Raw genomic sequence first — 24,167 nt, 5'->3', positions numbered from 1 at the left:
GTTCACGCTCCCGCGGAGCGGGCATGGTCGGATCATGGACTGGCTGAAGAAGCTCCCCGGCATCGGGCCGGTGGTCACCCGGCTGATGGCCACGCACGCGTGGCGGTCGTACGAACGGCTGGACCGGGTGAAGTGGACCCGGCTGGCCGCCGCCATGACGTTCGTCAGCTTCGTGGCCCTGTTCCCGCTGCTGACCGTGGCCGCCGCGGTCACCGCCGCCACGCTCAGCCCCGCCAGCCAGAAGACCGTCGAACACAAGATCGCCGAGCAGTTCCCGGGCCTCTCCGAGCAACTGGACCTGACCTCCCTGGTGGAGAACGCCGGCACCGTCGGCGTCATCGCGGGCGCGGTGCTGCTGTTCACTGGCGTCGGCTGGGTCGGCCAGGTCCGCGACTGCCTGCGCGCGGTGTGGGAGCTGCCCGACCGCGAGGAGAACCCCCTCGTCACCAAGGCCAAGGACGCCGGCATCCTGTTCGGCTTCGGCGGCGCCCTGCTGGTCACCCTCGCCATCTCCATCCTCGCCTCGGCCGCCGTCGGCCGGCTGTCCCGGCAGATCGGCCTGGCCGAACACGGCTGGGGCAGCGTGCTGCTCCAGGTCGTCGCGTTCGTCGTCGCCGTCCTCGCCGACTTCCTGGTCCTGCTCTACGTCCTGACCCTGCTGCCCGGGGTCGAACCGCCGCGCCGTCGCCTGCTGGTGTCCGCCCTGCTCGGAGCGGTCGGCTTCGAACTGCTGAAGCTGCTGCTCAGCGGCTACGTCCAGGGGGTCGCCGCGAAGAGCATGTACGGCGCCTTCGGCGTCCCCGTGGCCCTGCTGCTGTGGATCAACTTCACGGCCAAGCTCGTGCTGTTCTGCGCCTCCTGGACGGCGACGCCGAGCAAGGACGCCGGACTCAGTGACGTGCCCGGCGCCGCATCAGATCGGGCAGCGGCCACCGGCGGTTGACCAGGAACACCCCGCCGCAGAGCAGCACCAGCAGACCGCCCGCGACGGCCAGGGCGACCCCCGCGCCGCCGGCACCCGAACCGGTGGGGGCGCTCGCCACCGGCCGCGAACCGGATCCGCCGGTCCCGGCGGCCTGCGCGGGGGACGCGCCGGCATCCGGCTGCCCGGAGGCCGGCACGGCGCTCTTCGGCGGCACCAGCTCGCCCACCGCGTTGACCTTGCCGGCTGCCCGGAAACCCCAGTCGAGGAGCTTCGCGCCCTCCTTGTAGACCTCGTTGTGCTCGTGCTTCTCCGGATTCATCACCGTGACCAGCAGCACCTTGCCGCCCCGCTCGGCGACCGCGGTGAGCGTGGCACCCGCGTGCGTGGTGTTGCCGTTCTTCACACCGGCGATCCCCGGGTAGACGGGGACGTCGGTGTCTCCGCTCAGCAGCCGGTTGGTGTTCTGGATCGTGGCGGACCCGAACGTCGCCCGCACGGTCGAGCAGTACTCGCGGAAGTCCTTCTTCTGGAGCCCGGACCGGGCGAACAGCGTCAGGTCGTACGCCGAGGACACCTGCCCCGGCGCGTCGTAGCCGTCGGGGGAGACCACGTGGGTGTCCAGGGCCTGGAGTTCCCCGGCGTGCTCCTGCATGTCCCGCACGGTCTGCGCGACGCCGCCGCTCATCGCGGACAGGGTGCGCACCGCGTCGTTGCCCGAGCGCAGGAACACCCCGAGCCACAGGTCGTGGACGGTGTAGCTGTGCCCTTCCCGCATCCCGACCACACTGGAGCCGACGCCCATGCCCGCGAGGTCCGACGTGACGACCGTGTGACGGGTCCCCTTGGGGAAGCGGGGCAGCACGGTGTCGGCGAACAGCATCTTCAGTGTGCTCGCCGGGGGCAGCCGCCAGTGGGCGTTGTGCGCGGCCAGCACCTCACCCGACTCGGCGTCCGAGACGATCCAGGACCGGGCGGTGAGGTCCTTGGGCAGCACGGGCACGCCCGGGGCGAGGTTGACCTGGGTGCCGGGCTGCCCCAGCCGGACGCCGCCCAGGGTGGACATCCGGGCCGGCGGGGTGGCCGTCGGGCTCGGTCGGGGAACCGGCGCGGCGAGGGCGGCCGGCGCGGTGACGGACAGGGACAGCAGGGTGGCGGAGGTCACCAGCAGGGGTCGCCGGCCGGTCCTCTTCGGTGCGGGCACGGTCGAGAACGTACCCGTACGGAAACGCGAAGTCCCGCTCCGCGCCCCACCCCCGACACGGAACCGGGCACGGGACGGCGATACTGGGGACATGAAGCTCAGCCGCCCGGTCTCCTGGTTCCTGCTCGCCTTCGGGGTGTGGAGCTGGGTCATCTGGGTCACTTTCGTCAAGAACCTCGTCAAGGACAGCAGCGGGCTCGCCTTCGACGACGGTCACCCGACCGCGTACTTCTGGGTGCACCTGCTGCTGGCGGTCGTCTCCTTCGTATTGGGGACGGTCGTCGGAGGCATCGGGTTGCGCGGTCTGCGCGCACTGCGCCGGACGTCATAACGGGAAGCCGCCGCGCTCGGTAAGTTCTTTCCCATCTGGTCAGAAAGCCCTTCCCCAGCCCAAACCCGTGTGATTAGGTGAGCCGCGCCACTTGAGGGGAAGTGGCCGCTTCGTGCTGGGCCAGGGGTAGGGCCCTGTCGGGCCTGGGGAGGGCACCACCATGCGATCTGTTCGCATGCGCATTCTCGTGACGCTGCTCGGGCTCGCCGTCGTGGGGATCGGCGGCTGGCAGCTCCTGCCGTCGCAGCAGTACAAGAACAGGACCATCACCGTCGGCACCACCGACGCCGTCACCGCGCTCGACCCGGCCGGCGCCTACGACGCCGGGTCCTGGGCGCTGTTCAGCAACGTCTTCCAGTCCCTGCTGACGTTCGAGCCGGGCGGCACCGAACCGGTCCCGGACGCCGCCAAGAGCTGCGCCTTCACGGGCAGCGGGCTGCGGACGTACCGGTGCACGCTGCGCTCCGGGATCACCTTCCCGAGCGGACGCGAGATGACGGCCGGGGACGTGAAGTACTCCTTCGACCGGGTCAGGAAGATCAACGCCGCTGTCGGCCCGGCGTCCCTGTTCGCCACGCTCGCCTCGGTGACCGCCGACAGCGCGCACACCGTGACCTTCCATCTGTCGTCCTTTGACGCCACCTTCCCGCTGAAGGTGGCCACCGGCGCCGGATCCATCGTGGACAAGGACAGGTACCCGGCCGGCCGCCTGCGCAGCGACGCCGCCGTCGACGGCACGGGGCCGTACCGGCTGATCGCCTACACCAGGAACCACAAGGCCGACCTCGCGCCGAACACGCACTACGAGGGCTATCTCAGCGGCACCGGCCGCCCGATCGAGCTGCGCTACTACGCCGACTCCGACAAGCTCGACCGCGCCTGGAAGGGCCGCCAGGTCGACGTCGCCACGCGGACCCTGCCCCCGAAGATGCTCTCCGCGCTCAACCCGAGCGACCCCGGACAGCGGGTCACCGAGTCCGACAGCGCCGAGACCCGCAACCTGTACCTCAACACCCGCGCCTCCTCCCCGTTGCACGACGTACGGGTGCGCCGCGCGATGGCCTGGCTGGTCAACCGCGAGGAGCTGGCGGCGATCGTGTACGAGGACACCGTCGACCCGCTGTACTCGCTGATCCCGACCGGTATCACCGGCCACACCACGTCGTTCTTCGACCGGTACCCGGAGCAGAGCACCGAGAAGGCGCGGGAACTGCTCACCGAGGCCGGGGTGAGCCTGCCGGTGCGCTTCACCTTCGGCTACGGCGTCGGCCGGGGCGCGAGCGCGGAAGAGGCCACGGAGCTGAAGAAGCAGCTCGACGCGAGCGGCCTGTTCGAGGTGGACCTCAAGGGCTACGAGTGGACCGACTTCCAGAAGCGCTGGGCCGCCGGGACGATCGACGCCTGGGCGGTCGGCTGGGTCGCCGACTACCCCGACCCGGACACCTTCGGCGCGGCGCTCGTCGGCACCGGTTCCACGATGAGTACCGGCTACAGCAACAAGGCCGTCGACCACCTCGTCCTGGACAGCCAGCAGTTCGCCGACCGCAGCCGCGCCGCCAACGACTTCCGCGACATCCAGACCGACGTGGCCGAGGACGTCCCGCTGATCCCGCTGTGGCAGCGCAAGGAGTACGTGGTCAGCACGGAGGACGTCGGCGGCGGCCAGTACCTGACGGACGGCACGGGCGTGTTCCGGCTGTGGCGGCTGGGATGGATCTGATCAGTCCCGGTCGCGGTCCGGGGCCGGGAGCACCTTCGTCATGCCCGGCAGGAAGTCCGTGAACAGCTCGTGGATCTCCAGGACGAGGGGGCGCAGGACGCGGAAGCGGGCCAGGGACACGCCGCGTGCGGTCAGCCGGGCGCCGCGGCACGCCAGGCGGTAGCTGCGCTCGCGGCCCTCCGTGCGGTCGAAGATCCAGTACAGGACCAGGCCCATCTGGGCGAGCCACATCAGCTCCGGGAGGACGTCCCGCAGTTCGGGCGCCACCTTGGACCGGGAACCGGCCAGCACCTGCCGGTGCACGCTGATCGCCGCCTCGCGCGCGTGCTCGCTCTCCGGGGAGAAGGGGCTGAGCGGGCTGTCGGGATCGGCGGCGTTCTTGAAGAACTGGACCGCGAACTCGTGGTACGGCCGGGCGATGTCCAGCCACACGGTGAGTACGCCCGCGAGCCGCGCCTCCAGATCGGTCTCCCGGTCCAGCACCTGGCGCACCGCCGCCTGGTGCTCGGCGGCGATCCGGTCGTAGAACCCCTGGATCAGGTGTTCCTTGCCCTCGAAGTAGTAGTAGGCGTTGCCGACGGACACCCCGGCCTCCGTGGCGATGGCCCTCATGGTCGTCTTGTCGTACCCGCGCTCCTGGAACAACCGCATCGCGGTCTCCAGGATCAGCGCACGGGTCTGCTCGGACTTGCTGCTCTGGGGGCCGGCCGCACCGGGGCCGTCGTTCTTCTCGGGCACGACAGGAGCCTAACGAGTGGCGTGGGCGGCCCATGGCGGCGGCCGGGGTCTGTCGTTCGGATCATGCCGGGCTCGCGGGTGATCCGAACGAAAGGCCCTGGCCCCGGCGGCCCAGCTCGGGGCGCTTGGTGTAGTCCGTGAAGCCCAGGACGTTGCCCCAGGGGTCGGCGATCTCCACGGTCCAGCCGGTGGCCGCCTGCGCGACCTCGTCCAGCGGCGCGATGCCCGCGGCGGCCAGCTCCCGTGCCGCGGCCCGCGCGTCCGGCACCTCCAGCCAGATCCGCGCCGACGGCCACGGCGGTGACCGGTGCCCTAGCTGCTCCTCGGCCTGGAGCAGGATGCCCGGTGTCTCGGCCCCGACCTTCAGCAGGGCGATCCCGCCCTCGTCGAACCGGAACCCCACGGTGAACCCGGCCCGCTCGTAGAAGGCGACCGCCTCGCCGAGGTCACCGACGGGGAGCAGCACGTTGTCGAAACCGAGCAGTTCGTACGACCCTTCGTCTGACATGTCGTCACATTAGGAGTCCTTCTCCCCGGATGCGAGGAGCCCCACCGCAGCGGACCGCGGTGGGGCTCTCCGGGGGACGGGGCAGCCGTCACTGCGGGAAGTTCGGGTCCAGGTCGGTCTCCGAGGCGCCACCGGTCGTGATGCCGGTGGCGGACGCGCGCAGGAGCACGCTCTTGCGGTACAGGTCGCTCGACATCAGCAGGTCGGCGTCGCCGTCCCGGTCGAGGTCGCGCAGGCGGACGAAGAGGCCGAACATCTCGTCCTGCGTGGCGCTGCCCGGCACACCCGCCGTGGCGCGGGTGAACCACTGGGAGCCGGTGCCGGTCAGGCCCTTGCCGCCACCGCGCAGGACGTGCACGCCGCCGGCGTTGGCGACCGAGCCGGACTCCTCCTCGGGCACGCCCACGGCGAGGTCCGGGTAGCCGTCGCGGTTGGTGTCACCGGCGGAGAGGGAGAAGCCGAAGCGGTCGTCGCGGGTGGCCGCGGTCGCCACACCGGTGGTGGACTGGGACAGGCGGTAGGAGGTGGCCGGGCCGCTCGCGCCGCCGCGCAGGACCACCACGGAACCCGCGCCCTTGGTGTACGGCGTGTCGCTGACGGCCAGGTCCCCGTAGCCGTTCTTGTCGAAGTCGGCGATCACGCCGGTGGCGTTGAAGTCCACCTGTGAGGCGTTGTAGGTGGTGTACTTGCCGCGCTTGATGGTGGAGCCGCCCTGCACGAACCACGCGGCCTGCGTCATCCGGCCGTTCTTGTAGCCCTGGCCCAGCACGTACAGGTCGGTGGCCTTGTCCTTGGTGACCCTGCCGGCGACGATCGCGACCGGCTCCAGCACCTCGCCGCCGCTGGGACTCACCTCCATGCTGGTCACGCTGCCCGTCGTACCGGACGTGGAGAAGCCGCCCCGGTAGACGTAGAGGGTGCCGGTGACGTCGGTGACGGCCAGGTCCGGCTTGCCGTCGCCGTTGAAGTCACCGGAGGCGAGGGCCGCGCCGAACGCCAGCTTGGACCGGGCGGGGATGCGCGTGGCCTTCGTGCCGAGTCCGGACCTGGCACCCCACAGGATGGTGACGGCGCCCGCGCCGGCCGTCGTACCGCTCTTCTCGCTGCGGTCGGCGACGGCGAGGTCGGCGTATCCGTCGCGGTTGAGGTCGGCGTTCGCGAGTTGGTTGCCGAAGGTGTCGGCGTAGCCGCCGGAGTCGCCCGCCGTGCCGGGGATGCCGGGACTGTCCTGGGTGAACCGCACCGTCTTCGGACCCGGCCCGGTCGCCGTGCCGTAGGTGACGGTGACCTCGCCGCCCCAGCCGGACGCGTAGTCCCGGTACCCGTCGCCGTCGAAGTCGTCGGCGTACTTGGCCGGAGTGGCCGCGGCGGCCGGGCCCGCCGAGAGGGCGAGCAGTCCGCCGGTCAGCGAGGCGGCCGTGGCCGTCGCGAGGGCGACGGCCAGCGTTCTGTGCGTGCGCATGTGTCTCCTTGATCGCGTACGCACAGAAGACCCACGGTGGCGCGGAACAGTTGTACGGCGAGGGCCCCGTCCCCGGTGCGTGACGGGGGACGGGGCCCGAGGAGCCGCAGGCGTACGGCGGATCAGTAGCGACGCGTGATCAGCGCGCGCTTGACCTCCTGGATCGCCTTCGTGACCTCGATACCGCGCGGGCAGGCGTCCGTGCAGTTGAAGGTCGTGCGGCAGCGCCACACGCCGTCGCGGTCGTTGAGGATCTCCAGGCGCTGCTCGCCCGCCTCGTCACGGCTGTCGAAGATGAAGCGGTGGGCGTTCACGATCGCGGCCGGACCGAAGTACTGGCCGTCGTTCCAGAACACCGGGCAGGACGACGTGCACGCGGCGCACAGGATGCACTTGGTGGTGTCGTCGAAGCGCTCGCGGTCCTCGGCGGACTGCAGTCGCTCCCGGGTCGGCTCGTTGGTGTCGTTCGTGATCAGGAACGGCATCACGTCCCGGTACGCCTGGAAGAACGGCTCCATGTCCACGACCAGGTCCTTCAGGACCGTGAGGCCCTTGATGGGCTCGACCGTGATCGGCTTCTCGGGGTTGATGTCCTTGATCAGCGTCTTGCAGGCGAGACGGTTCTTGCCGTTGATCCGCATCGCGTCCGAGCCGCAGATGCCGTGCGCGCACGAGCGGCGGAACGTGAGGCTGCCGTCGACGTCCCACTTGATCTTGTGGAGGGCGTCGAGGACACGTTCCTTCGGGTCGATCTCCAGCCGGAAGTCTTCCCAGGTCGCCTCGGCCGAGACCTCCGGGTTGTACCGGCGGACGCGGACGGTGACCGTGATGTAGGGGGAGTCGGCGAAGCCGGGCTCGGGCTGGCCGGCCGCGTCCGCCTTGTCCAGAACAGGGGTAGCCATCAGTACTTACGCTCCATCGGCTGGTAGCGGGTCTGGACGACCGGCTTGTAGTCGAGACGGACGGTTTCCGAGCCGTCGGCGCCGACCTCGCGGTACGCCATGGTGTGACGCATGAAGTTGACGTCGTCGCGGTTCGGGTAGTCCTCGCGGTAGTGACCACCGCGGGACTCCTTGCGGGCCAGGGCCGACACCGCCATGACCTCGGCCAGGTCGAGCAGGTTGCCCAGCTCGATCGCCTCGAGGAGGTCCGTGTTGAACCGCTTGCCCTTGTCCTGGATCGCCACGTTGCGGTAGCGCTCGCGCAGCTCGGCGATCTTCTCGACGGCCGTCTTGATCGTCTGCTCGGTGCGGAAGACCATGACGTTGGCGTCCATGGTCTCCTGCAGCTCGCGGCGGAGCGTGGCCACCCGCTCGTTGCCGGTGGAGTTGCGCAGCCGCTCGATCTGCTCGACGACGAACGACTCCGGGGCCTCCGGCAGCTCGACGTAGTCGGCCTTCGCGGAGTACTCGGCGGCGGCGATGCCCGCGCGGCGGCCGAAGACGTTGATGTCCAGCAGCGAGTTGGTGCCCAGGCGGTTGGCGCCGTGCACGGAGACACAGGCGACCTCGCCGGCCGCGTACAGACCCGGGACGACGGTGGTGTTGTCCGCCAGGACCTCACCCTCGACGTTCGTCGGGATGCCGCCCATCGCGTAGTGCGCGGTCGGCTGGATCGGGATCGGGTCCGTGTAGGGCTCGATGCCGAGGTAGGTCCGCGCGAACTCGGTGATGTCCGGGAGCTTGGCGTCCAGTTGCTCCGGCGGCAGGTGGGTCAGGTCCAGGTAGACGTGGTCGCCCTCGGGACCGCAGCCGCGGCCCTCGCGGATCTCCGTGTAGATGGAGCGCGAGACGACGTCACGGGAGGCGAGGTCCTTCATGACCGGCGCGTACTTCTCCATGAAGCGCTCGCCGTCCTTGTTGCGCAGGATGCCGCCCTCACCACGGGCGCCCTCCGTCAGCAGGATGCCCATGCGCCAGATGCCGGTCGGGTGGAACTGGAAGAACTCCATGTCCTCCAGCGGGAGCCCGCGCCGGTAGACCGCCGCCTGACCGTCACCGGTCAGGGTGTGGGCGTTCGACGTCACCTTGAAGAACTTGCCGGTGCCGCCGGAGGCGTAGATGACGGCCTTGGCCTGGAAGATGTGGATCTCGCCGGTGGCCAGCTCGTACGCCACCACGCCGGCCGACCGCTTGACGCCGTCGACCTCGGTCATGAGCTGGTCGAGGACGTAGAACTCGTTGAAGAACTCCACGCCCTCCTTGACGCAGTTCTGGTACAGCGTCTGGAGGATCATGTGGCCGGTGCGGTCCGCGGCGTAGCAGGACCGGCGGACCGGGGCCTCGCCGTGGTTGCGGCTGTGACCGCCGAAGCGGCGCTGGTCGATGGTCCCGTCCGGGGTCCGGTTGAACGGCAGGCCCATCTTCTCCAGGTCGAGGACGGCGTCGATGGCCTCCTTCGCCAGGATCTCGGCGGCGTCCTGGTCGACCAGGTAGTCACCGCCCTTGACCGTGTCGAAGGTGTGCCACTCCCAGTTGTCCTCCTCCACGTTGGCCAGCGCGGCGGCCATGCCGCCCTGCGCGGCGCCCGTGTGGGAGCGGGTGGGGTAGAGCTTGGTCAGGACCGCGGTGCGGCTGCGCTTCGTCGCCTCGATGGCGGCGCGCATGCCCGCGCCGCCGGCGCCGACGATGACGGTGTCGTACTTGTGGATCTTCATGATTCTCGCAGCCCCGTGCCTAGCGGATGTTCGGGTCGAAGGTGAAGATCACCAGCGTGCCCAGCAGGATGGTGAACACCGTGGCGGTGTAGAGCAGGCCCTTGAGCCACAGGCGGCTGTTCGGCCGCTCGGCGTAGTCGTTGATGACCGTGCGCAGGCCGTTGGCGCCGTGCAGCATCGCCAGCCACAGCATCAGCAGATCCCAGACCTGCCAGAACGGGGACGCCCAGCGGCCGGCCACGAAGGCGAAGCCGATCTTGGACACACCGCCGTCCAGCACGAGCTGGATCAGCAGGTGGCCCAGGACGAGGACCACCAGCACGATGCCGGACAGGCGCATGAAGACCCACGCGGCCAGCTCGAAGTTGCCCCGGGTCGACTTCGGGGACTTCTTGGTCCGCTTGCGCGGCGCCTCGATCAGCGGGGCCGGGTTGTCGACGGTGTAGACGGGGGCACCTTCCACGGGGCCGACTCCGGACGCGGCGGTTTCAGTCGTGACTGAGTTATTCGACATCGGCGGCGTCAGCTCCCAAAGAGGACACGGGCGGCGTGACCGAGGACCGGGCGGAGTGCCCCGGCCATCAGGACGAACCAGACGCCCATCACGGCCCAGAACATCTGCTTCTGGTAGCGCGTGCCCTTCGACCAGAAGTCGACGGCGATGACACGCAGGCCGTTGAGCGCGTGGAAGAGGATGGCGGCGACGAGGCCGTACTCCAGCAGCGCGACGATCGGCGTCTTGTACGTGGCTACGACCTTGTCGTAGTCCTCGGGGGAGACACGCACGAGAGCGGTGTCCAGCACATGAACGAACAGGAAGAAGAAAATGAGGACGCCGGTGACTCGATGAGCCACCCAGGACCACATTCCTTCCCGGCCGCGGTACAGCGTTCCAGCCGGCACGGAAGAACCCTCCGGGAGCGGGGATTAGGGCCGCGCCGGCTTCACTGTCGGTCGGGCCCGGCCGGGTACGGTCCACCGGCCCCCAGCATCGTAGCGAGGCGTCGCGCCGTGGCTGACGGGGGGCCTGGCTGTGTGATCAAACCGGCACGCGGTTGGGCTAGCGGGGCGCCCACCGGGGCGGGTGATGCGGTCATTTGCCGGATACGGGTGTGTTTGTGCTGGTCGCGCAGCTTCCCGTGGTCCCGAGGAGGTGGCCGAGACGCCCCCGGGCGAGGCGTCGCAGCTCCTCCGCCGCGGTGACCCGCTCCTCCTCCGGATCGTTCGCCAATCGTGACCGGATCGCTTCGAGGATGCGGTCGAGCACCTCGTCCGGGGGCGTGTCACCCAGATAGATGGCGAACCCGTGTCCGAAGCGCGCCTCGTAGGCCGCCTGCGCCGCGCTCAGTGCCATGTGGGCCGCCGAGTAGATGCCCTCGGGCAGCTCGGGAAGGGACTCGCCCGCCAGCGCCTGGGCCAGCTCGCCCGGCGACAGGTCGTAGGCCGCCTCGTCCGCCGCTGCCAGCAGCGCGTCCAGGTCGGGGTACGGGCGGTGGTCCGCGATCCGGCGGGACCAGCGCGGGCTGCGCAGGCAGCGCAGCAGAAGGGCATGGACCTCGTCGTCGGCGGCGGTGTTGAAGGCGTCGAGGGGCTTGGGGAGATACGGGAGACGGTGGGCGGGCAGCGTGGGTCCTCGCGTCACAGGTGGTGTGGCAGGGGATGCTGTGAAAGATGTGGTCAGGTTATCGAGAGTGGTCACGGTGTGTCCCCGTGGTGTGTGAATTTCACTCGAACGGGAGAGTTTCCGACTACCTCGATGACCGGTGAGCCGGAGAGAGTCGTACGGTGGCAGGGTGACCCAGCACAGCCGCCGGGGAACGGCGCGGCAGGTGATACCGAAACGGGCGGTGATGGCCGCCGCGTTCGTCGGGACGATCGCGCTCGGCACGGGCGTCGGCGTGTGGGCCTCCGACGGCGGCGGCGGGAAACCGGACGCGAGCGCGCCACGGTCCTCGGCCGGGCGGGTCTCCGGCGCGGACCCCGCCGGCGCCGACCCCGGGGCGGCGGGCACCCCGTCGGCGAGTCCGACGCCCAGCCGGTCCTACCCGCTGTCACAGGCGCCGCGCACGATACCCGCGGTGCGCTCCCACGCCCCGGCGCGCGGGCCCGGCTGGCAGCCGCGGCACGGGGAGCGGGTGGTGGTGAGCGACGCCGGGCTGGCCGACGAGGGCCGGCTCATAGCCGGGGAACTGGGGCTGACGTACGCGGGGCAGAAGGGCGAGGACGACGTGCGGGCCGGGGACGTCCGGCTCGCGCTCGGCGGCGGGGGCGGGAACCAGGAGTCGTACACCCTCACCGTCCGCGGCGGGCGGGTCGGCATCAGCGGGCCCGGTGAGGCCGGGGTCTTCTACGGCACCCGCACCCTGAAGCAGGAGGTCCACGGCGGCGGTACGGCACCGGAGGGCGTCGTCCGGGACCAGCCGGCCAAGCCGGACCGCGGGTTCATGCTCGACATCGCGCGCAAACCGTTCTCCGAGACCTGGATCGAGGACCGGATACGCGAGCTGGGGGACCTGAAGTTCAACGAGCTGGGGCTGCACTTCTCCGACGACCAGGCCTTCCGGATCGAGTCCAGCACCCACCCGGAGATCGTCTCCCCGGACCGTCTGTCCAAGGCGCAGGTCAAACGGATCGTGGACCTGGCGGCCGGCCGGCACATCACCGTCGTGCCGGAGATCGACTCGCCAGGACACCTCGGGGCCGTCATCGCCGCCCACCCCGACCTCACGCTGCGCAACGCGAGCGGGGTGCCCACCAAGGGCGCCGTCGACATCTCCAAGGACGCCTCCGCGCGGATCGTCGACGACCTGCTGAACGAGTACGCGGTGCTGTTCCCCGGCGGCCGGTGGCATCTGGGCGGTGACGAGTACCAGGCGCTCACCGTGAAGGACCCGCAGGCCTCGTATCCGCAACTGGCCGCCGCCGCCCGGCAGGCCCACGGCTCCGGCGGCACGGTCGCCGACCTCGCCACCGACTGGCTCAACGACCGCTACGCCACCGTCCGCGCCCACGACAAGACCGTCCGCGCCTGGAACGACGGCTTCTTCCGCGGCACCTCCGTCCAGCCCGAGCAGGGCCTCCAGGTCGCCTACTGGACCGGCAAGGAGATCGGCGCCCGGCAGCCGGCCGAGTACCTGGGCGCGGGCCGGAAGGTCCTCAACTACAACGACGAGTTCCTCTACTACGTCCTCGGCCAGCCGCAGACCTTCGTCTACCCGACGGGACAGCGGATCTACGAGCAGTGGAACCCGCGGGTGCTGCGCGGCACGACCGCCGTACCGGCCCGCTACGACGCGCAGATCCTCGGCGGCTCGTTCGCGGTGTGGTGCGACATCGCCGGAGCGCAGACGGAGAGCCAGGTCGCCGCGGGCATCCGGATGCCGCTGCGGGCCACCGTGCAGAAGCTGTGGGACCCGGGCACTCCGGCGCTGTCCTGGCCCGACTTCAGGAAGCTGGCCGACCGGCTGGGCTGAGGAGCGGTGTCCGACGTCTCCGGGCACGGGCACGACTGTCTTTGGCTGAAAACCTGCGGATGTGACACTCCCGCGCCGTCGCACGCAGTAAGGGGAAGTGCGGGCTCCGTACCGGTCGGCGCCCTGGCGAGGGAGACATTCATGAGCCTGGTGCAACTGATCGCACAGGCCGACGCCCGCGGACTGGCCGCCAGCGGATTGGCTTGTATGGATCGGTGTCTGCCGCTGCTCGGCGGCGACGACGAACTGCTGCGCCCGCTCTGGGCGAGTCTCGCCGACGACTCCGACTGGGGCGGGGGCCTGGAGAAGGCCCGCGCGGCGCTGGGGTCCGCCGGGTCCGACGGGACCGATGAGCCCGCCGGGTCCGCCGGGTCCGCCGGTGACGAGGCCGTGCGGCTCGCCCGCCGCATGCTGGACGCGGCCCCCGCCGAGCGCACCGCCGACGCCGTACGCCCCTGGGCCGACGTCTGCTCGGCCGCCTCGCTGCGCATCCACCGGCTGCTCGACCCCGCCACGGCCGCCACCACGTCCCCGGACGGAAGCACGCACCCGAGCGCCGGGGCTTCGGGGGACACGGCCGGCCCGTCGCCGCTCGTCGCCGCCGAGCTGCGCCGCCAGACGGTGGTGCTGGAACTCCTCGCCGGGCACGGCGTCAACGGCCTGCGCGGGGCGCTGGAGGTGTCCGTCGAGGGCCGGCGCGTGCTGCGCGCGGTGGTCTCCCGCCGGGCGCGCGGCGCCACCGGACCGGGGGCCTGAGAGGGTTTCGTGCCCGTCCCGCGGCGGACGTGGGGCGGTCCTGCGACGGTTGGCGGAACACCGCGGAACCGGGTGACGGAAATCCCGCCCGGCTCGCTCTTCCCTATGTGACAGCCCATACGACAGACCATGTGACAGGCCAGGTGACAGAGCGGGCGACGGACCCGTACGCGACGACGCGACAGGAGACCAGGCCGCAGGCCGCGGCGAAGCCCGTGCGGTGGGCGGCGGACGCGGTGGCCACGATGCGCGAGGGCGCCCGCGTCCGGCTCGACTACTCGGCGCAGAGCCTGTGGCGCGTCGACCGGATGATCGAGGAGATACGCCGTGAGGAGCCGCCGTACGCGGCCGTCGAGAACGTGCTGCGCGGCCTCGGTGCCTACGCCGGCGAGGTGATCGTCCGCCAGACCGGCGCCGAGTGGTGGGCGAGCGGCGGCGAGCACTGGGTGCGCACCCCCGACGGCCGGCTGTGGGACCCCGTCGACGAGGCCCGCCGCTCCTTCGGGGGCAACGGCTCGCTGCGGCTGCTGTGCCGCGACGCGACCGCCCGCGGCTGACCGGCCCCGCCCCCTGGGGCACCGCCGCGCTGTGACACTTCCGTCCGGGCCGACGCTGATGATCGTGGAGGGCGGTGACACGGCCGGACGTGCCGGACCGTGAGGCAGGCGCCACGCAGTGGCCAGGAACTCGGCACGAACGAGGACGGTCTTGGGCCAGGGAGGGGAACCCCGCCGCCCGCAGCCGCGGGACGGGGAGCTGGGCGCGGCCGTCGCGCGGGCCCAGGACGGCGACGAGAGCGCCTTCGCGGTGGCCTACCGGATCGTGCAGCCCGGCCTGCTGGGTTATCTGCGGGGTCTGGTCGGCGAGGACGCGGAGGACGTCGCCTCCGACGCCTGGCTGGAGATCGCCCGGGACCTCGGCCGGTTCCGCGGCGACGGCGCCGGTTTCCGGGGCTGGACCGCGACCATCGCCCGGCACCGGGCCCTGGACCAGCTACGCCGGCAGCGGGTACGGCCCCGGGCGGCGCAGCTCGGGGACGACGCCCTGGAGCTGCCCGGCCGGCACAGCACCCACGACCAGGCCCTGGAGTCGTTGTCCACCGCACGCGCGCTGGAGCTGGTGCGGGCGCTGCCCCGGGACCAGGCCGAGGCGGTGCTGCTGCGGGTGGTCGTCGGCCTCGACGGCCCGGCCGCCGCCCGCGTCCTGGGCAAGCGTCCCGGCGCGGTCCGCACGGCCGCGTACCGGGGCCTGCGCCGCCTGGCCCGCCAGTTCGACGCGGCCCGCCCGGCGGACGGCCCCGGCGGCGGTGGGACGGATGGCGATGCCCCGGCGCCGGGGGAGTCGGGATGAACGCCACGGCACGCGGGACGTATGAACGCGTACGGCGTGTGTGAACAGGCGTACGGCGTGTGTGGGCCGGTGTGCGCGTCTCCGGGCGGGCCGGGCGAGTGCGGGAACGGCAACGGAACAGCTACGGGAACAGGGACAGGGACAGGAACGGGCATGGGTGAACGGCACAGCGGTGAGGGGCCGCCCGGCCGCCGGTCCGCGCACCCTCGCGCCGGCGCCACCGTCTCCGTGCCCGAGCCGACCGACGTGCCGCGGCCGGACCCCGGGTTCGAGACCCGGTTCAGGGCCGCCCTGCGCACGGACGGCGTCGACCCCGAGGCCGAGCACGGCGCCGTCGCCGCCTTCCGGGCCGCCCGTGCGGCGGGGGCGCACGACGCGCGGACCCGGGCCCGGGACGACTGGCGCCCCGGACGGCCGCGCCGTACCCGCCGCTCCCTGCGGACCACGCTCTCGCTGGCCCTGGCGAGCCTCACGCTGGGCGGGATCGCCGTCGCGGCGATCGGCTCGGCCGGGTCCGGCACGGACGCCGGCCGGGACACCCCCCGCCCCGTCCGGTCGTCGCCGGCCGCCCCGCGCACCCCGGCGGCAACGGCCGCGCCGGCCGACGACCGGGCGACCGGGCGGGCGACCGGGCGGGCGGGCGCCGGGTCCACCGACCCCGCCACGCCATCACCCGGGCACCCGGGCACCGCCCGGGACACCCTGGCCCACTGCCGCGCCTACGCACAGGCCGGGAAGCGGGGCGGTGCCCTGGCGGCGACGGCCTGGCAGCGGCTGGTCACGGCGGCGGGCGGCCCGGAGAAGGTCGCGGCCTACTGCGCCGCCCGGGCGGCACGCCCGCAGCGAGGGACGGCCGGCGAGGCGGGGGGTACGGGCGCCACCGGCAAGGGCCAAGGCCAGAGCCGGAGCAAGGGCGGGAACGGCGGCGGCCAGGGGAAGTCGGGCGGCTCGGCGGGCGGCAAGCGGTAGGCACCGGCCGGCTCCGCGAAGGCAACGGCCGGGGCCGCCACCCCCCACAGGAGAGGCCCCGGCCGTCGCGCGGACGGGCCGCGCACGGCCCGTACTCCCTTCAGCGCCGTGCACACGGTTTCTGTCACACCCCGCCACAGCTCGGGCACAGCCCGCCCCCGCCGAGTCCTCACCCTGCGCACACCGGAACCCGGTCACGAGTTAGTTGCATCTTCTACAGACATGGACGAGAGACGGTTTCACGCCGTAACGTGCCTTTCGCGCCGACCGAAGACAGGCGTAAAGGGAGTGCGGTGCTGGGGGACGACGCGGAGCTGACCGCCGCGGTGCGTGCGGCACAGACCGGTGATGAGACCGCGTTCCGTGCGGTGTACCGCGCGGTGCATCCCCGGCTGCTCGGTTACGTACGCACGCTGGTCGGCGATCCGGACGCAGAGGACGTGGCCTCCGAGGCCTGGCTCCAGATCGCCCGCGACCTGGACCGGTTCAGCGGTGACGCCGACCGGTTCCGCGGCTGGGCCGCCCGGATCGCCCGCAACCGCGCGCTGGACCACATACGCATGCGGGGCCGCCGCCCCGCCATCGGCGGCGACGAGACTGAGCTGACCGGCCGGGCCGCCGAGTCCGACACGGCCGGCGAGGCCATCGAGGCCCTGACCACCGACAGCGCCCTCTCCCTGATCGCCCGCCTCCCGCAGGACCAGGCCGAGGCGGTCGTCCTGCGCGTGGTCGTGGGCCTGGACGCCAAGACCGCCGCCGAGACGCTCGGCAAGCGCGCGGGTGCCGTCCGCACGGCGGCGCACCGCGGTCTGAAGCGGCTCGCGGAGCTGATCGGCGCCGATCCGGAATCGGCGGGCGGGCTCGACGCGCTTCCGCCCCAGCGAGAACCACACCGTGGCGCGGTGACGTCCGCAACTGTGACGCATACGCGTACGCGGACGCAGAAGGACATGTGATGGCCGACGAGCAGTACAGGTGGCTGAACCGTGCGGCGGCGGAACGCCTACTGCGCGGTGAGTCCCCGGAAGCCGTCGACCCTTGCGCCCGTGACCAGGCCGAACGTCTCTCCCAGGCGCTCGGCGCGCTGTCCGGGCTGTCCGCACAGGCCACCCCCGACGCCGACGGGCTGCCCGGCGAGCAGGCCGCCCTGGCCGCGTTCCGCAAGGCCCGCGAGGCTGCCGACGCCGGCCGGACCGCCGCCGCACCCGCGTCCGGCGGTGCCCCCGCGTCCGTGCCCTGCGCCGACGCGGGCCTGGTCCGCATCGGCGCCCGGGGCCGTACCGGAATCCCGTCGAGGCGTCCCCGCTGGGCCCGCCCGGCGCGCCTGGCGATCGCCGCGGCCGTGGTCGCGGGCACGCTCGGCTCAGTCGCCGTGGCCGCGGGCAGTGGAGTGCTGCCCACGCCGTTCGGCGACGGGAAGCCCGGCCCCGCCACGTCCGTCTCCACCGACGAGACCTCCGACCAGCCGCTCCCGTCGGCGTCCGCGCAGACCACACCGGACTACGCGACGGGCACGGGCACGGGTACCGGTCCGGGCACGCTCACGCCCGGCGGCACCCCGGGAGACCGCCGCGCCGACGCCTCCGGCGAGACGCCCGGCCCGGCCGACGGCACCGGCCCGAGCGCCGCTCCCGGCTCCGGGGTGCCCTCCACGGCTTCCGGCACCGGATGGGCCGGCGCCGCCGCGGCCTGCCGGGTGCTCCGGGACGGCCGGGAACTGGACGCCGGCCGCAAGCGCGTGCTGGTGAACCTGGCGGGCGGCTCCGCCCGCGTGACCAGGTACTGCAAGGTCGTGCTGGGCGTCCTTGGCTCCGGCTCCGGCTCCGGCTCCGGTGGCACGGTCGGCGGGGGCCCCACCGGCCACGGCAACGGCAACCGCGACGGCGACGGCGGCGGCACCGCCGGGGGCAACGGCAAGGACAAGGACAAGGGCAAGGACAAGGACAAGGACAAGGGCAAGGGCGAGGGCGGCAAGGGCAAGGACGGCAAGGGCAAGGGTGGGGGCAAGGACAGAGACGGCGGCAAGGGCGACGGCGGCGGCGAGGGCAACGGGAAGGGTGACGGCGGCTCCGGTGGTACGGGCGGCGGCAAGGGCGGCCGGCACCGCGGCGGCGCCGCCCCCGCCCCCTCCGCCTACGCGCCGGAGCACCCCGGCGGGTGGGGCAGCGTCCCGGCGGCCCCGTCACCGACTCCGGCATACACCGCGCTCTGACCGACGCAACCCCACCTGACCTGCGTTTTCTCGGTCTCCGAAAATTTTTCGGCGCGAGGTGTGACGTTTCTGGAGCGACTTACGCAGTACAGAGTGAGCCGACTGGTCATCGGCCGCAGCACTGAGCCGGGGTTCCCCCCGTACCCACGGCTCGTGCACCTGGCGCGGGCGGGACACGTTCCCCCGGTCCCGCCCGCGCCCCGCAGCTCTCCGCCCCGCCCCTCCCTCGTTTCCACCCCTCGATGCTTCCCCGCGTGACCGGCGCCGGGCCACGAGGCATGGTGAGGGGTAGTGGTCGTACCGCGGAGGCATCCATGGCGCGTGAGTCGGAGTCGGGCCTGCCGATCGAGCCGGTCTACGGGCCGGCCGAGCTGACCGGCTGGGACCCGGACGGGAAGCTGGGCGTCCCGGGTGCGTACCCCTTCACCCGCGGGGTGTACCCGACCATGTACACCGGCCGCCCCTGGACCATGCGCCAGTACGCGGGCTTCGGCACGGCCGCGGAGTCCAACGCCCGCTACCGTCGGCTGATCGGCCACGGCACCACCGGCCTCTCCGTCGCCTTCGACCTGCCCACCCAGATGGGCCACGACTCCGACGCGCCTCTCGCGCACGGCGAGGTCGGCAGGGTCGGGGTCGCGATCGACTCGGTCGAGGACATGCGGGTGCTGTTCGACGGCATCCCGCTGGACCGGGTCTCGACGTCCATGACGATCAACGCGCCCGCCGCGCTGCTCCTGCTCATGTACGAGCTGGTGGCCGAGGAACAGGGAATTGCGGCGGACCTGCTGACGGGCACCGTGCAGAACGACGTGCTGAAGGAGTACATCGCGCGGGGCACGTACATCTACCCGCCCCGGCCCTCGCTGCGGCTCACGGCGGACATCTTCCGGTACTGCGCCGCCGAGATCCCGAAGTGGAACACGATCTCGATCTCCGGCTACCACATGGCCGAGGCGGGGGCGAGCCCCGTCCAGGAGATCGCCTTCACCCTCGCCGACGGCATCGAGTACGTCCGTACGGCGATGGCGGCGGGCATGGACGTCGACGACTTCGCGCCCCGCCTGTCCTTCTTCTTCGTGGCCCGCACGACCCTGCTGGAGGAGGTCGCCAAGTTCCGCGCGGCGCGGCGGATCTGGGCGCGGGTGATGAGGGACGACTTCGGCGCGCGCGACCCTAAGTCGCTGATGCTCCGCTTCCACACGCAGACGGCCGGGGTCGAGCTGACGGCCCAGCAGCCGGAGGTGAACCTGGCCCGCGTCACCGTCCAGGCCCTGGCCGCGGTCCTCGGCGGCACCCAGTCCCTCCACACCAACTCCTACGACGAGGCGATCGCCCTGCCCACGGACAGCAGCGCCCGGCTGGCACTGCGCACGCAGCAGGTGCTCGCGTACGAGACGGACGTACCGGCGACGGTGGACCCCTTCGCCGGCTCCTACGCGGTCGAACGGATGACGGACGACGTGGAGGAGGCCGCCCTGGACCTGATGCGGAAGGTGGAGGACCTGGGCGGGGCGGAGGCGGCGATCGTGCGGGGCTTCCAGAAGGCCGAGATCGAACGGAACGCGTACCGCATCGCCCGGGAGACCGAGTCCGGCGAGCGGGTGGTCGTCGGCGTCAACCGCTTCCGGCTGGACGAGGAGGAGCCGTACCAGCCGCTGCGGGTCGACCCGGCGATCGAGGCGCGGCAGGCCGAGCGGCTGGCCGTGCTGCGGGCCGGGCGGGACCGGGGGGCGGTGGATTCGGCGCTGGACGCCCTGAAGAGGGCGGCCGAGGGGGCGGACAACGTGCTCTACCCGATGAAGGAGGCGCTGCGGGGCCGGGCGACGGTCGGCGAGGTGTGCGGGGCGCTCCGCCAGGTCTGGGGAAGCCACACACCCCCCGACACCTTCTGACACTTCCTGAGCCGGACGGTCCCGGACGCCGGACGCGGCGCCCGGCGGTCTCCCGTGACCCTTCCCGGCCGGGGCGTGATCGTCGCACCGGGGCCGGAAGGCCGGGCGTGGGATCAGCCGCGGCGTTCTCCGTCCGCCGGGGCGGTGAGTTCCCGGGGGAACGCCGGTGCGCCGGCCCTCTTCAACGCCCTCTTCAGACGCGGACCGAAAGGTTTCTCCACCCACCGGTGGATCAGCCACGCCAGCAGCAGCATGGCCAGCACGGTCAGGGCGAGCGCCGGCCACGGCGGCAGGCCGAGCCCTCGGTGCAGCACCCGGATGACGAACCAGCCCAGGTGCTCGTGCACCAGGTAGAACGGGTACGTCAGCGCGCCCGCCGTGACCAGCCAGGGCCAGGACGCCCACCGTGTCCAGCCCAGTGCCACGGCGGCCACCGCCCCGAACGCGAGGGTGACGATTCCCAGGATGACGTGCGGGTCGCGGTGGAAGTCGCCGTGCGCGCCGGCGTGCCACAGGCCGCTCGTGGCGGTGCTCTGCCCGAGCAGCCAGGACACCGCCACGATGCCCCACAGCAGCAGGTCGCTGCCGAAGCGGTGGATCAGGTAGAGGGCCAGGCCGCCGATGAAGAAGGGGGCGTACTCCGGCAGGAGCAGTTGGTCCGTGAGCGCGTTGCCGGAGGTGCGGCTGACGGCCGCCGCGAGCGTCCAGACGCAGCAGAACAGCACGACCCGGCGGTAGGTGACACCGCGTACGACGACGAACAGGGCGAACAGCGCGTAGAACCGCACCTCGACCCAGAGCGTCCAGCACACGCCGAGGACGCGGGTGACGCCCATCGGCTGCTGCAGCATCGTCAGGTTGACGAGGAACTCGTCCGTCCGGACCGGGTGGACGACGACGGGCAGGGCGACGGCCGCCGCGGTGACCAGGACCAGGGCGACCCAGTAGGCGGGGTAGAGGCGGGCGACGCGGGAGCGGAAGAAGTCGCCGAGGGTGCGGCCCCAGCTACTCATGCAGATGACGAAGCCGCTGATGACGAAGAAGAACTGCACGCCCAGACAGCCGTAGGTCGCCGCCTGGGACAGGGTCGGGAAGACATGGGCCGGGCTCTGGTGCCAGGACGCCGAGACCGCGCCGCCGCGTCCGGCGTAGTGGTAGAGGCAGACCATCAGGGCGGCCACGAGCCGCAGGCCGTCCAGGGCGAGCAGGCGGCCGCGGTCCTGGCGGCGGCCGGGGGCGGCCGGGGCGGGGGCCGTCCCGGGCACCGGCGGAGCGTCGGTGAGCGTGGTGGGCGAAGAAGGCATGATGCTCGACATTTTCCCGAACAAACGTTGCTCGGTTCGGATTTTCATGTGAATTTCCGTGGCACGTCGAGCGGTATTTCCGCCGACCGGGCATCGTTCGCCCGGCCACCCCCGTCCGTTAACCCGTTCTTCGTCTTTACTTCCTGATTCCGCCACCCGTCCGGCAGTCCGCCCGGCAATGCCGAATGCCGGGCGGGTGGAATTCACCGCCGTACGGACCTGCGCAGGCTGCGCGCCTTGCGTGCCACCCGGCGGACCGTCGCGTTGCGCGGGATGAACGCCAACTGGGCGGGCACCCCGCCGGGCAGGGCCAGCGCGGTCAGCCGTTTGCGCTTGAAGTAGCGCAGTATCCGCTCGTTCAGGTTCCTCCCGAGCCAGCTCTCGGTCTCCGCGCGCAGCCCCGGCAGGATCTTCGGCTGCATCGCGAAGCCCACCGCACGCACCAGCGCGCCCAGCGTCTCCACGTCCATGCCCCGGCGCTGCCCGGCGACGGCCGTCCGGTCGGTCAGCTCGGGCAGCAGCGCGTCCACGACGGTGACCGGGACGCGGTTGCTGTTCTCGTACGGCGTGAGCCGCTCCAGCAGCAGTTCGGTGCCCACCCGGGCGACCGGCAGGCCGTACAGCGCGGAGGCGGTGAGCAGGGCGGTGGAGAAGCAGCCGACGACCAGCGCGGGCCGCATCCGCTGGTACAGCACCTCCGCGAGCACCGGCGTGTCGAGGACGGTCAGCTCGACCTCCAGCCGCTCCGCCTCGGTCTCCAGGGAGCGGGTGAAGCGCGCCGGAGCGGACGGGTGCGGCTTGAACACCACCCGCGTGTGCCCGAGCCCGGCCACGCCCCTCAGCATCCGCACATGCAGGTCCTCCTCCTCCTCGGCGGTGAGGATGTCCAGCGCGGACAGGTACTGGCCGAGCAGCAGCGCGGGCTCCTCGATCTCCGGCAGCTCCTCGCCGGAGGAGGCCAGCGTGGCGAGGACCTTGGTGAAGGCGGGCGACGGCACGATCTCGCCGGGCACGCCGAACTCGGTGAGCAGCAGCGGCTCCAGACCCGGCACCAGGTCCAGGTGCAGGACGCGGTCCACGCGGGTCCCGACCAGCGGGTCGATCTTGTTGCGGGTGGGGCCGTAGCTCATCAGACCGTCGGCGTAGACGGTGACCGGGGCGCCGGTGAAGATCTGCGCGAGCGCCAGCGACGGACTGACCTGGATCGACTCGACCGCCAGCTCGACGTCGTCGGTGCCGAGCCGCCACTCGTGGCGCAGATACCGCTCCCACAGCGGCAGGTCGTCCCCGCGGGGAGCCCAGCCGCCGGGGTGGAACGGGAAGATCGCCGCGTTGTACGACACCACGTCGTCGAACCGGTCGCGCAGCCGCTCGAAGCCCGGCATCTCGTCCAGGGCGGGTGAGGTCTCGGGCGTGGCCGCGTTGTTGCAGACCAGGAGGATGCGCCGGTCGGCCGGGCGGAAGCAGCCGGAGTCCAGGGCGGCGGCGAGCGTGGCCGTGCCGTACAGCGTCGACGCCTGGAAGATCTGGGTGGTCACGCGGCGGCTCCCGCGGGGGCGGGACGGCGGCGCAGCCGGCGCAGCCGGGTGGCGCGCTGGAGGTCCATGGAGTCCAGTGCCTCGTCGAGCACGTCCTGCGGCATGCGCCGCAGGGCGGCGGCGCTCAGGGACTTCAGTTGCTTGGCCACCGCCGGCTCGAACCTTTCGATGGATCCCAGGTGATGGGAGATGATCGCGCAGTAGGTGCGGACGGCCTTCGGCAGCAGCGCGCCGGCCTCCCGGTCGGCCGCGGTCTCCGCGACGACCTGGTCGAACGCGCGGATGAAGTCGAGCTGCCGGACGTCACCGATCTGGGTGAGCGACGAGGCGACCCCGCGCCGGTAGAACACGCCGAGCAGGCTCACCGCGGCGAAGGACTCCGCCTCCCGGTGCAGCTTCCAGATCCACGGCCGGTCCTCGGCCGTGCGCAGCCCGTCGGTGAAGTGCAGCAGCCCCTTGTCCAGGAGCCGGCGGTGGTAGACGCCCGCCCAGGCGTAGGCGTAGTCCACGGAGGTGGAGCGGTCGGCGGGCAGGATCGATTCCCGCGGGTCCAGCACGGTGTTCCGGCGGCCCACCGGCACCCGGTGCACACTGCGCGACCGGGCGGTGCACTGCACATGGTCGGTACGCAGGAAGTCACAGCCCAGTTCCTCGATGGCCGTGACCAGCCGCGGGAGGTAGCCGGCGGCGAGCCAGTCGTCGCCGTCCAGGAACGTCAGGTACTCCCCGCGCGCCCGGTCGATACCGGTGTTGCGCGCGGTCGCCAGACCCCCGTTCCGCTCGTGCCGGACCAGGACCGCGCCCGGCAGCTCGCGCTCCGCGTGCGCGAGGATCTCTGGTGTCCCGTCGCGGGAACAGTCGTCGACGAGAATGAATTCGAAGTCCTCACGCGCGTTCGCCCGGAGGCTCCTGAGCGTGTCGGGCGCATATTGCTGCACGTTGTAGAACGGCACGATGACGGAGAGCTTGACCACGTCAGGGACGTTAGGGTGCGGCCCGTCATTCGTCTTGACCGTCTGCTTGATACCCGGTGAACGGCACATGGCGAAGCTGTGAACCAGGCCTTTTCCCGACCGGATCACGGCCCGATTCCCCATTCGGCGATGTGCTGTTAACCGTTTGTTGTGCC

23 protein-coding genes are annotated in these 24,167 nt (G+C 72.0%); 11 read left to right on the top strand and 12 right to left on the bottom strand.

All coding sequences use genetic code 11. The features are described 5' to 3' along the window. Window positions 1–34 precede the first annotated feature (34 nt). The gene (locus D9753_RS13565) at window positions 35–943 is read left to right on the top strand and encodes a YihY/virulence factor BrkB family protein (RefSeq protein ID WP_121787263.1); all 909 of its coding nucleotides are present in this window, start codon (window positions 35–37) and stop codon (window positions 941–943) included. Here the strand turns inward: D9753_RS13565 and D9753_RS13560 are convergent. Then, the gene (locus D9753_RS13560) at window positions 891–2,126 is read right to left on the bottom strand and encodes a D-alanyl-D-alanine carboxypeptidase family protein (RefSeq protein WP_338057977.1); all 1,236 of its coding nucleotides are present in this window, start codon (window positions 2,124–2,126) and stop codon (window positions 891–893) included. The two genes, D9753_RS13565 and D9753_RS13560, sit on opposite strands and share 53 nt — an antisense overlap. A gap of 91 nt (window positions 2,127–2,217) precedes the next feature. On the opposite strand from D9753_RS13560, the gene D9753_RS13555 reads away from it, so the two are divergent. Together D9753_RS13555 and D9753_RS13550 are read left to right on the top strand one after the other, a co-directional pair. Continuing rightward, the gene (locus D9753_RS13555; protein WP_121791057.1) at window positions 2,218–2,457 is read left to right on the top strand and encodes an SCO4848 family membrane protein; all 240 of its coding nucleotides are present in this window, start codon (window positions 2,218–2,220) and stop codon (window positions 2,455–2,457) included. A gap of 175 nt (window positions 2,458–2,632) precedes the next feature. Continuing rightward, window positions 2,633–4,177, top strand: a complete 1,545-nt coding sequence (locus tag D9753_RS13550) for an ABC transporter substrate-binding protein (RefSeq protein ID WP_121787261.1) — start codon at window positions 2,633–2,635, stop codon at window positions 4,175–4,177. On the opposite strand, the gene D9753_RS13545 is transcribed toward D9753_RS13550, so the two are convergent. From D9753_RS13545 to D9753_RS13510, 8 genes are all read right to left on the bottom strand, one after another. Beyond that, complete coding sequence (locus D9753_RS13545) at window positions 4,178–4,915, bottom strand: TetR/AcrR family transcriptional regulator (protein WP_121787260.1); 738 nt, start codon at window positions 4,913–4,915, stop codon at window positions 4,178–4,180. Between the two features lie 61 nt (window positions 4,916–4,976). Continuing rightward, window positions 4,977–5,423: a VOC family protein gene (locus tag D9753_RS13540; protein ID WP_121787259.1), complete on the bottom strand. Its 447-nt coding sequence runs from the start codon at window positions 5,421–5,423 to the stop codon at window positions 4,977–4,979. A gap of 88 nt (window positions 5,424–5,511) precedes the next feature. Beyond that, the gene (locus D9753_RS13535; protein ID WP_121787258.1) at window positions 5,512–6,885 is read right to left on the bottom strand and encodes an FG-GAP and VCBS repeat-containing protein; all 1,374 of its coding nucleotides are present in this window, start codon (window positions 6,883–6,885) and stop codon (window positions 5,512–5,514) included. A gap of 122 nt (window positions 6,886–7,007) precedes the next feature. Continuing rightward, window positions 7,008–7,787, bottom strand: coding sequence for a succinate dehydrogenase iron-sulfur subunit (locus tag D9753_RS13530; RefSeq protein WP_121787257.1), 780 nt, complete (start codon window positions 7,785–7,787; stop codon window positions 7,008–7,010). After that, complete coding sequence (gene sdhA, locus D9753_RS13525) at window positions 7,787–9,541, bottom strand: succinate dehydrogenase flavoprotein subunit (RefSeq protein ID WP_121787256.1); 1,755 nt, start codon at window positions 9,539–9,541, stop codon at window positions 7,787–7,789. Before sdhA ends, D9753_RS13530 begins: the two co-directional genes overlap by 1 nt. A 19-nt stretch (window positions 9,542–9,560) precedes the next feature. Beyond that, window positions 9,561–10,055 (bottom strand): succinate dehydrogenase hydrophobic membrane anchor subunit, encoded by a 495-nt coding sequence (locus tag D9753_RS13520; protein WP_121787255.1) that lies wholly within the window; start codon window positions 10,053–10,055, stop codon window positions 9,561–9,563. 8 nt (window positions 10,056–10,063) lie between these two features. Beyond that, window positions 10,064–10,444 (bottom strand): succinate dehydrogenase, cytochrome b556 subunit, encoded by a 381-nt coding sequence (gene sdhC / locus D9753_RS13515; RefSeq protein WP_121787254.1) that lies wholly within the window; start codon window positions 10,442–10,444, stop codon window positions 10,064–10,066. Window positions 10,445–10,634: 190 nt separating this feature from the next. Then, a complete protein-coding gene (locus D9753_RS13510) occupies window positions 10,635–11,183 on the bottom strand; it encodes a 2-oxo-4-hydroxy-4-carboxy-5-ureidoimidazoline decarboxylase (RefSeq protein ID WP_121787253.1) in 549 nt (182 codons plus the stop codon). Window positions 11,184–11,391: 208 nt separating this feature from the next. Here D9753_RS13510 and D9753_RS13505 point away from each other — a divergent pair, with 208 nt between their 5' ends. From D9753_RS13505 to D9753_RS13470, 8 genes are all read left to right on the top strand, one after another. Then, window positions 11,392–13,014, top strand: a complete 1,623-nt coding sequence (locus D9753_RS13505) for a beta-N-acetylhexosaminidase (RefSeq protein ID WP_121787252.1) — start codon at window positions 11,392–11,394, stop codon at window positions 13,012–13,014. Window positions 13,015–13,155: 141 nt separating this feature from the next. Next, window positions 13,156–13,770, top strand: a complete 615-nt coding sequence (locus D9753_RS13500) for a hypothetical protein (protein ID WP_121787251.1) — start codon at window positions 13,156–13,158, stop codon at window positions 13,768–13,770. 131 nt (window positions 13,771–13,901) lie between these two features. Next, window positions 13,902–14,327 (top strand): hypothetical protein, encoded by a 426-nt coding sequence (locus D9753_RS13495; protein WP_240468136.1) that lies wholly within the window; start codon window positions 13,902–13,904, stop codon window positions 14,325–14,327. 151 nt (window positions 14,328–14,478) lie between these two features. After that, entirely contained in the window at window positions 14,479–15,120 is a 642-nt protein-coding gene (locus D9753_RS13490; protein ID WP_240468135.1) for an RNA polymerase sigma factor, read from the top strand. A 153-nt stretch (window positions 15,121–15,273) separates the two neighbouring features. Further along, window positions 15,274–16,089, top strand: a complete 816-nt coding sequence (locus D9753_RS13485; RefSeq protein WP_121787249.1) for a hypothetical protein — start codon at window positions 15,274–15,276, stop codon at window positions 16,087–16,089. 293 nt (window positions 16,090–16,382) lie between these two features. Continuing rightward, a complete protein-coding gene (locus D9753_RS13480) occupies window positions 16,383–17,045 on the top strand; it encodes an RNA polymerase sigma factor (RefSeq protein WP_121787248.1) in 663 nt (220 codons plus the stop codon). Beyond that, window positions 17,045–18,301: a hypothetical protein gene (locus tag D9753_RS13475; RefSeq protein WP_121787247.1), complete on the top strand. Its 1,257-nt coding sequence runs from the start codon at window positions 17,045–17,047 to the stop codon at window positions 18,299–18,301. The genes D9753_RS13480 and D9753_RS13475 overlap by 1 nt, the downstream gene beginning before the upstream one ends. Before the next feature lie 314 nt (window positions 18,302–18,615). Then, the gene (locus tag D9753_RS13470) at window positions 18,616–20,196 is read left to right on the top strand and encodes an acyl-CoA mutase large subunit family protein (RefSeq protein WP_121787246.1); all 1,581 of its coding nucleotides are present in this window, start codon (window positions 18,616–18,618) and stop codon (window positions 20,194–20,196) included. 113 nt (window positions 20,197–20,309) lie between these two features. On the opposite strand, the gene D9753_RS13465 is transcribed toward D9753_RS13470, so the two are convergent. The 3 genes from D9753_RS13465 to D9753_RS13455 all read right to left on the bottom strand — a co-directional run bounded on the left by D9753_RS13465 (window position 20,310) and on the right by D9753_RS13455 (window position 24,012). Beyond that, a complete protein-coding gene (locus D9753_RS13465) occupies window positions 20,310–21,500 on the bottom strand; it encodes an acyltransferase family protein (RefSeq protein WP_121791056.1) in 1,191 nt (396 codons plus the stop codon). 203 nt (window positions 21,501–21,703) lie between these two features. Next, window positions 21,704–23,038: an alpha-2,8-polysialyltransferase family protein gene (locus tag D9753_RS13460; RefSeq protein WP_121787245.1), complete on the bottom strand. Its 1,335-nt coding sequence runs from the start codon at window positions 23,036–23,038 to the stop codon at window positions 21,704–21,706. Beyond that, window positions 23,035–24,012 (bottom strand): glycosyltransferase family 2 protein, encoded by a 978-nt coding sequence (locus D9753_RS13455; protein WP_121787244.1) that lies wholly within the window; start codon window positions 24,010–24,012, stop codon window positions 23,035–23,037. The genes D9753_RS13460 and D9753_RS13455 overlap by 4 nt, the downstream gene beginning before the upstream one ends. Window positions 24,013–24,167 lie beyond the last annotated feature (155 nt).

Origin of the sequence: Streptomyces dangxiongensis (genome assembly GCF_003675325.1) — a bacterium.
Classification (GTDB): domain Bacteria; phylum Actinomycetota; class Actinomycetes; order Streptomycetales; family Streptomycetaceae; genus Streptomyces; species Streptomyces dangxiongensis.
The sequence above is the reverse complement of the archived record's forward strand: the minus strand, read 5'-3'. Positions and strand labels throughout refer to the sequence as shown.

Excerpts from the sequence above, each read along its gene's own strand:
- D9753_RS13565 (WP_121787263.1), top strand. The coding sequence starts at position 35 with ATGGACTGGCTGAAGAAGCTCCCCGGCATCGGGCCGGTGGTCACCCGG.
- D9753_RS13555 (WP_121791057.1), top strand. The coding sequence starts at position 2,218 with ATGAAGCTCAGCCGCCCGGTCTCCTGGTTCCTGCTCGCCTTCGGGGTG.
- D9753_RS13550 (WP_121787261.1), top strand. The coding sequence starts at position 2,633 with ATGCGCATTCTCGTGACGCTGCTCGGGCTCGCCGTCGTGGGGATCGGC.
- D9753_RS13540 (WP_121787259.1), bottom strand. The coding sequence starts at position 5,423 with ATGTCAGACGAAGGGTCGTACGAACTGCTCGGTTTCGACAACGTGCTG.
- D9753_RS13535 (WP_121787258.1), bottom strand. The coding sequence starts at position 6,885 with ATGCGCACGCACAGAACGCTGGCCGTCGCCCTCGCGACGGCCACGGCC.
- D9753_RS13530 (WP_121787257.1), bottom strand. The coding sequence starts at position 7,787 with ATGGCTACCCCTGTTCTGGACAAGGCGGACGCGGCCGGCCAGCCCGAG.
- sdhA (WP_121787256.1), bottom strand. The coding sequence starts at position 9,541 with ATGAAGATCCACAAGTACGACACCGTCATCGTCGGCGCCGGCGGCGCG.
- D9753_RS13520 (WP_121787255.1), bottom strand. The coding sequence starts at position 10,055 with ATGTCGAATAACTCAGTCACGACTGAAACCGCCGCGTCCGGAGTCGGC.
- D9753_RS13505 (WP_121787252.1), top strand. The coding sequence starts at position 11,392 with ATGGCCGCCGCGTTCGTCGGGACGATCGCGCTCGGCACGGGCGTCGGC.
- D9753_RS13500 (WP_121787251.1), top strand. The coding sequence starts at position 13,156 with ATGAGCCTGGTGCAACTGATCGCACAGGCCGACGCCCGCGGACTGGCC.
- D9753_RS13485 (WP_121787249.1), top strand. The coding sequence starts at position 15,274 with ATGGGTGAACGGCACAGCGGTGAGGGGCCGCCCGGCCGCCGGTCCGCG.
- D9753_RS13475 (WP_121787247.1), top strand. The coding sequence starts at position 17,045 with ATGGCCGACGAGCAGTACAGGTGGCTGAACCGTGCGGCGGCGGAACGC.
- D9753_RS13470 (WP_121787246.1), top strand. The coding sequence starts at position 18,616 with ATGGCGCGTGAGTCGGAGTCGGGCCTGCCGATCGAGCCGGTCTACGGG.
- D9753_RS13465 (WP_121791056.1), bottom strand. The coding sequence starts at position 21,500 with ATGCCTTCTTCGCCCACCACGCTCACCGACGCTCCGCCGGTGCCCGGG.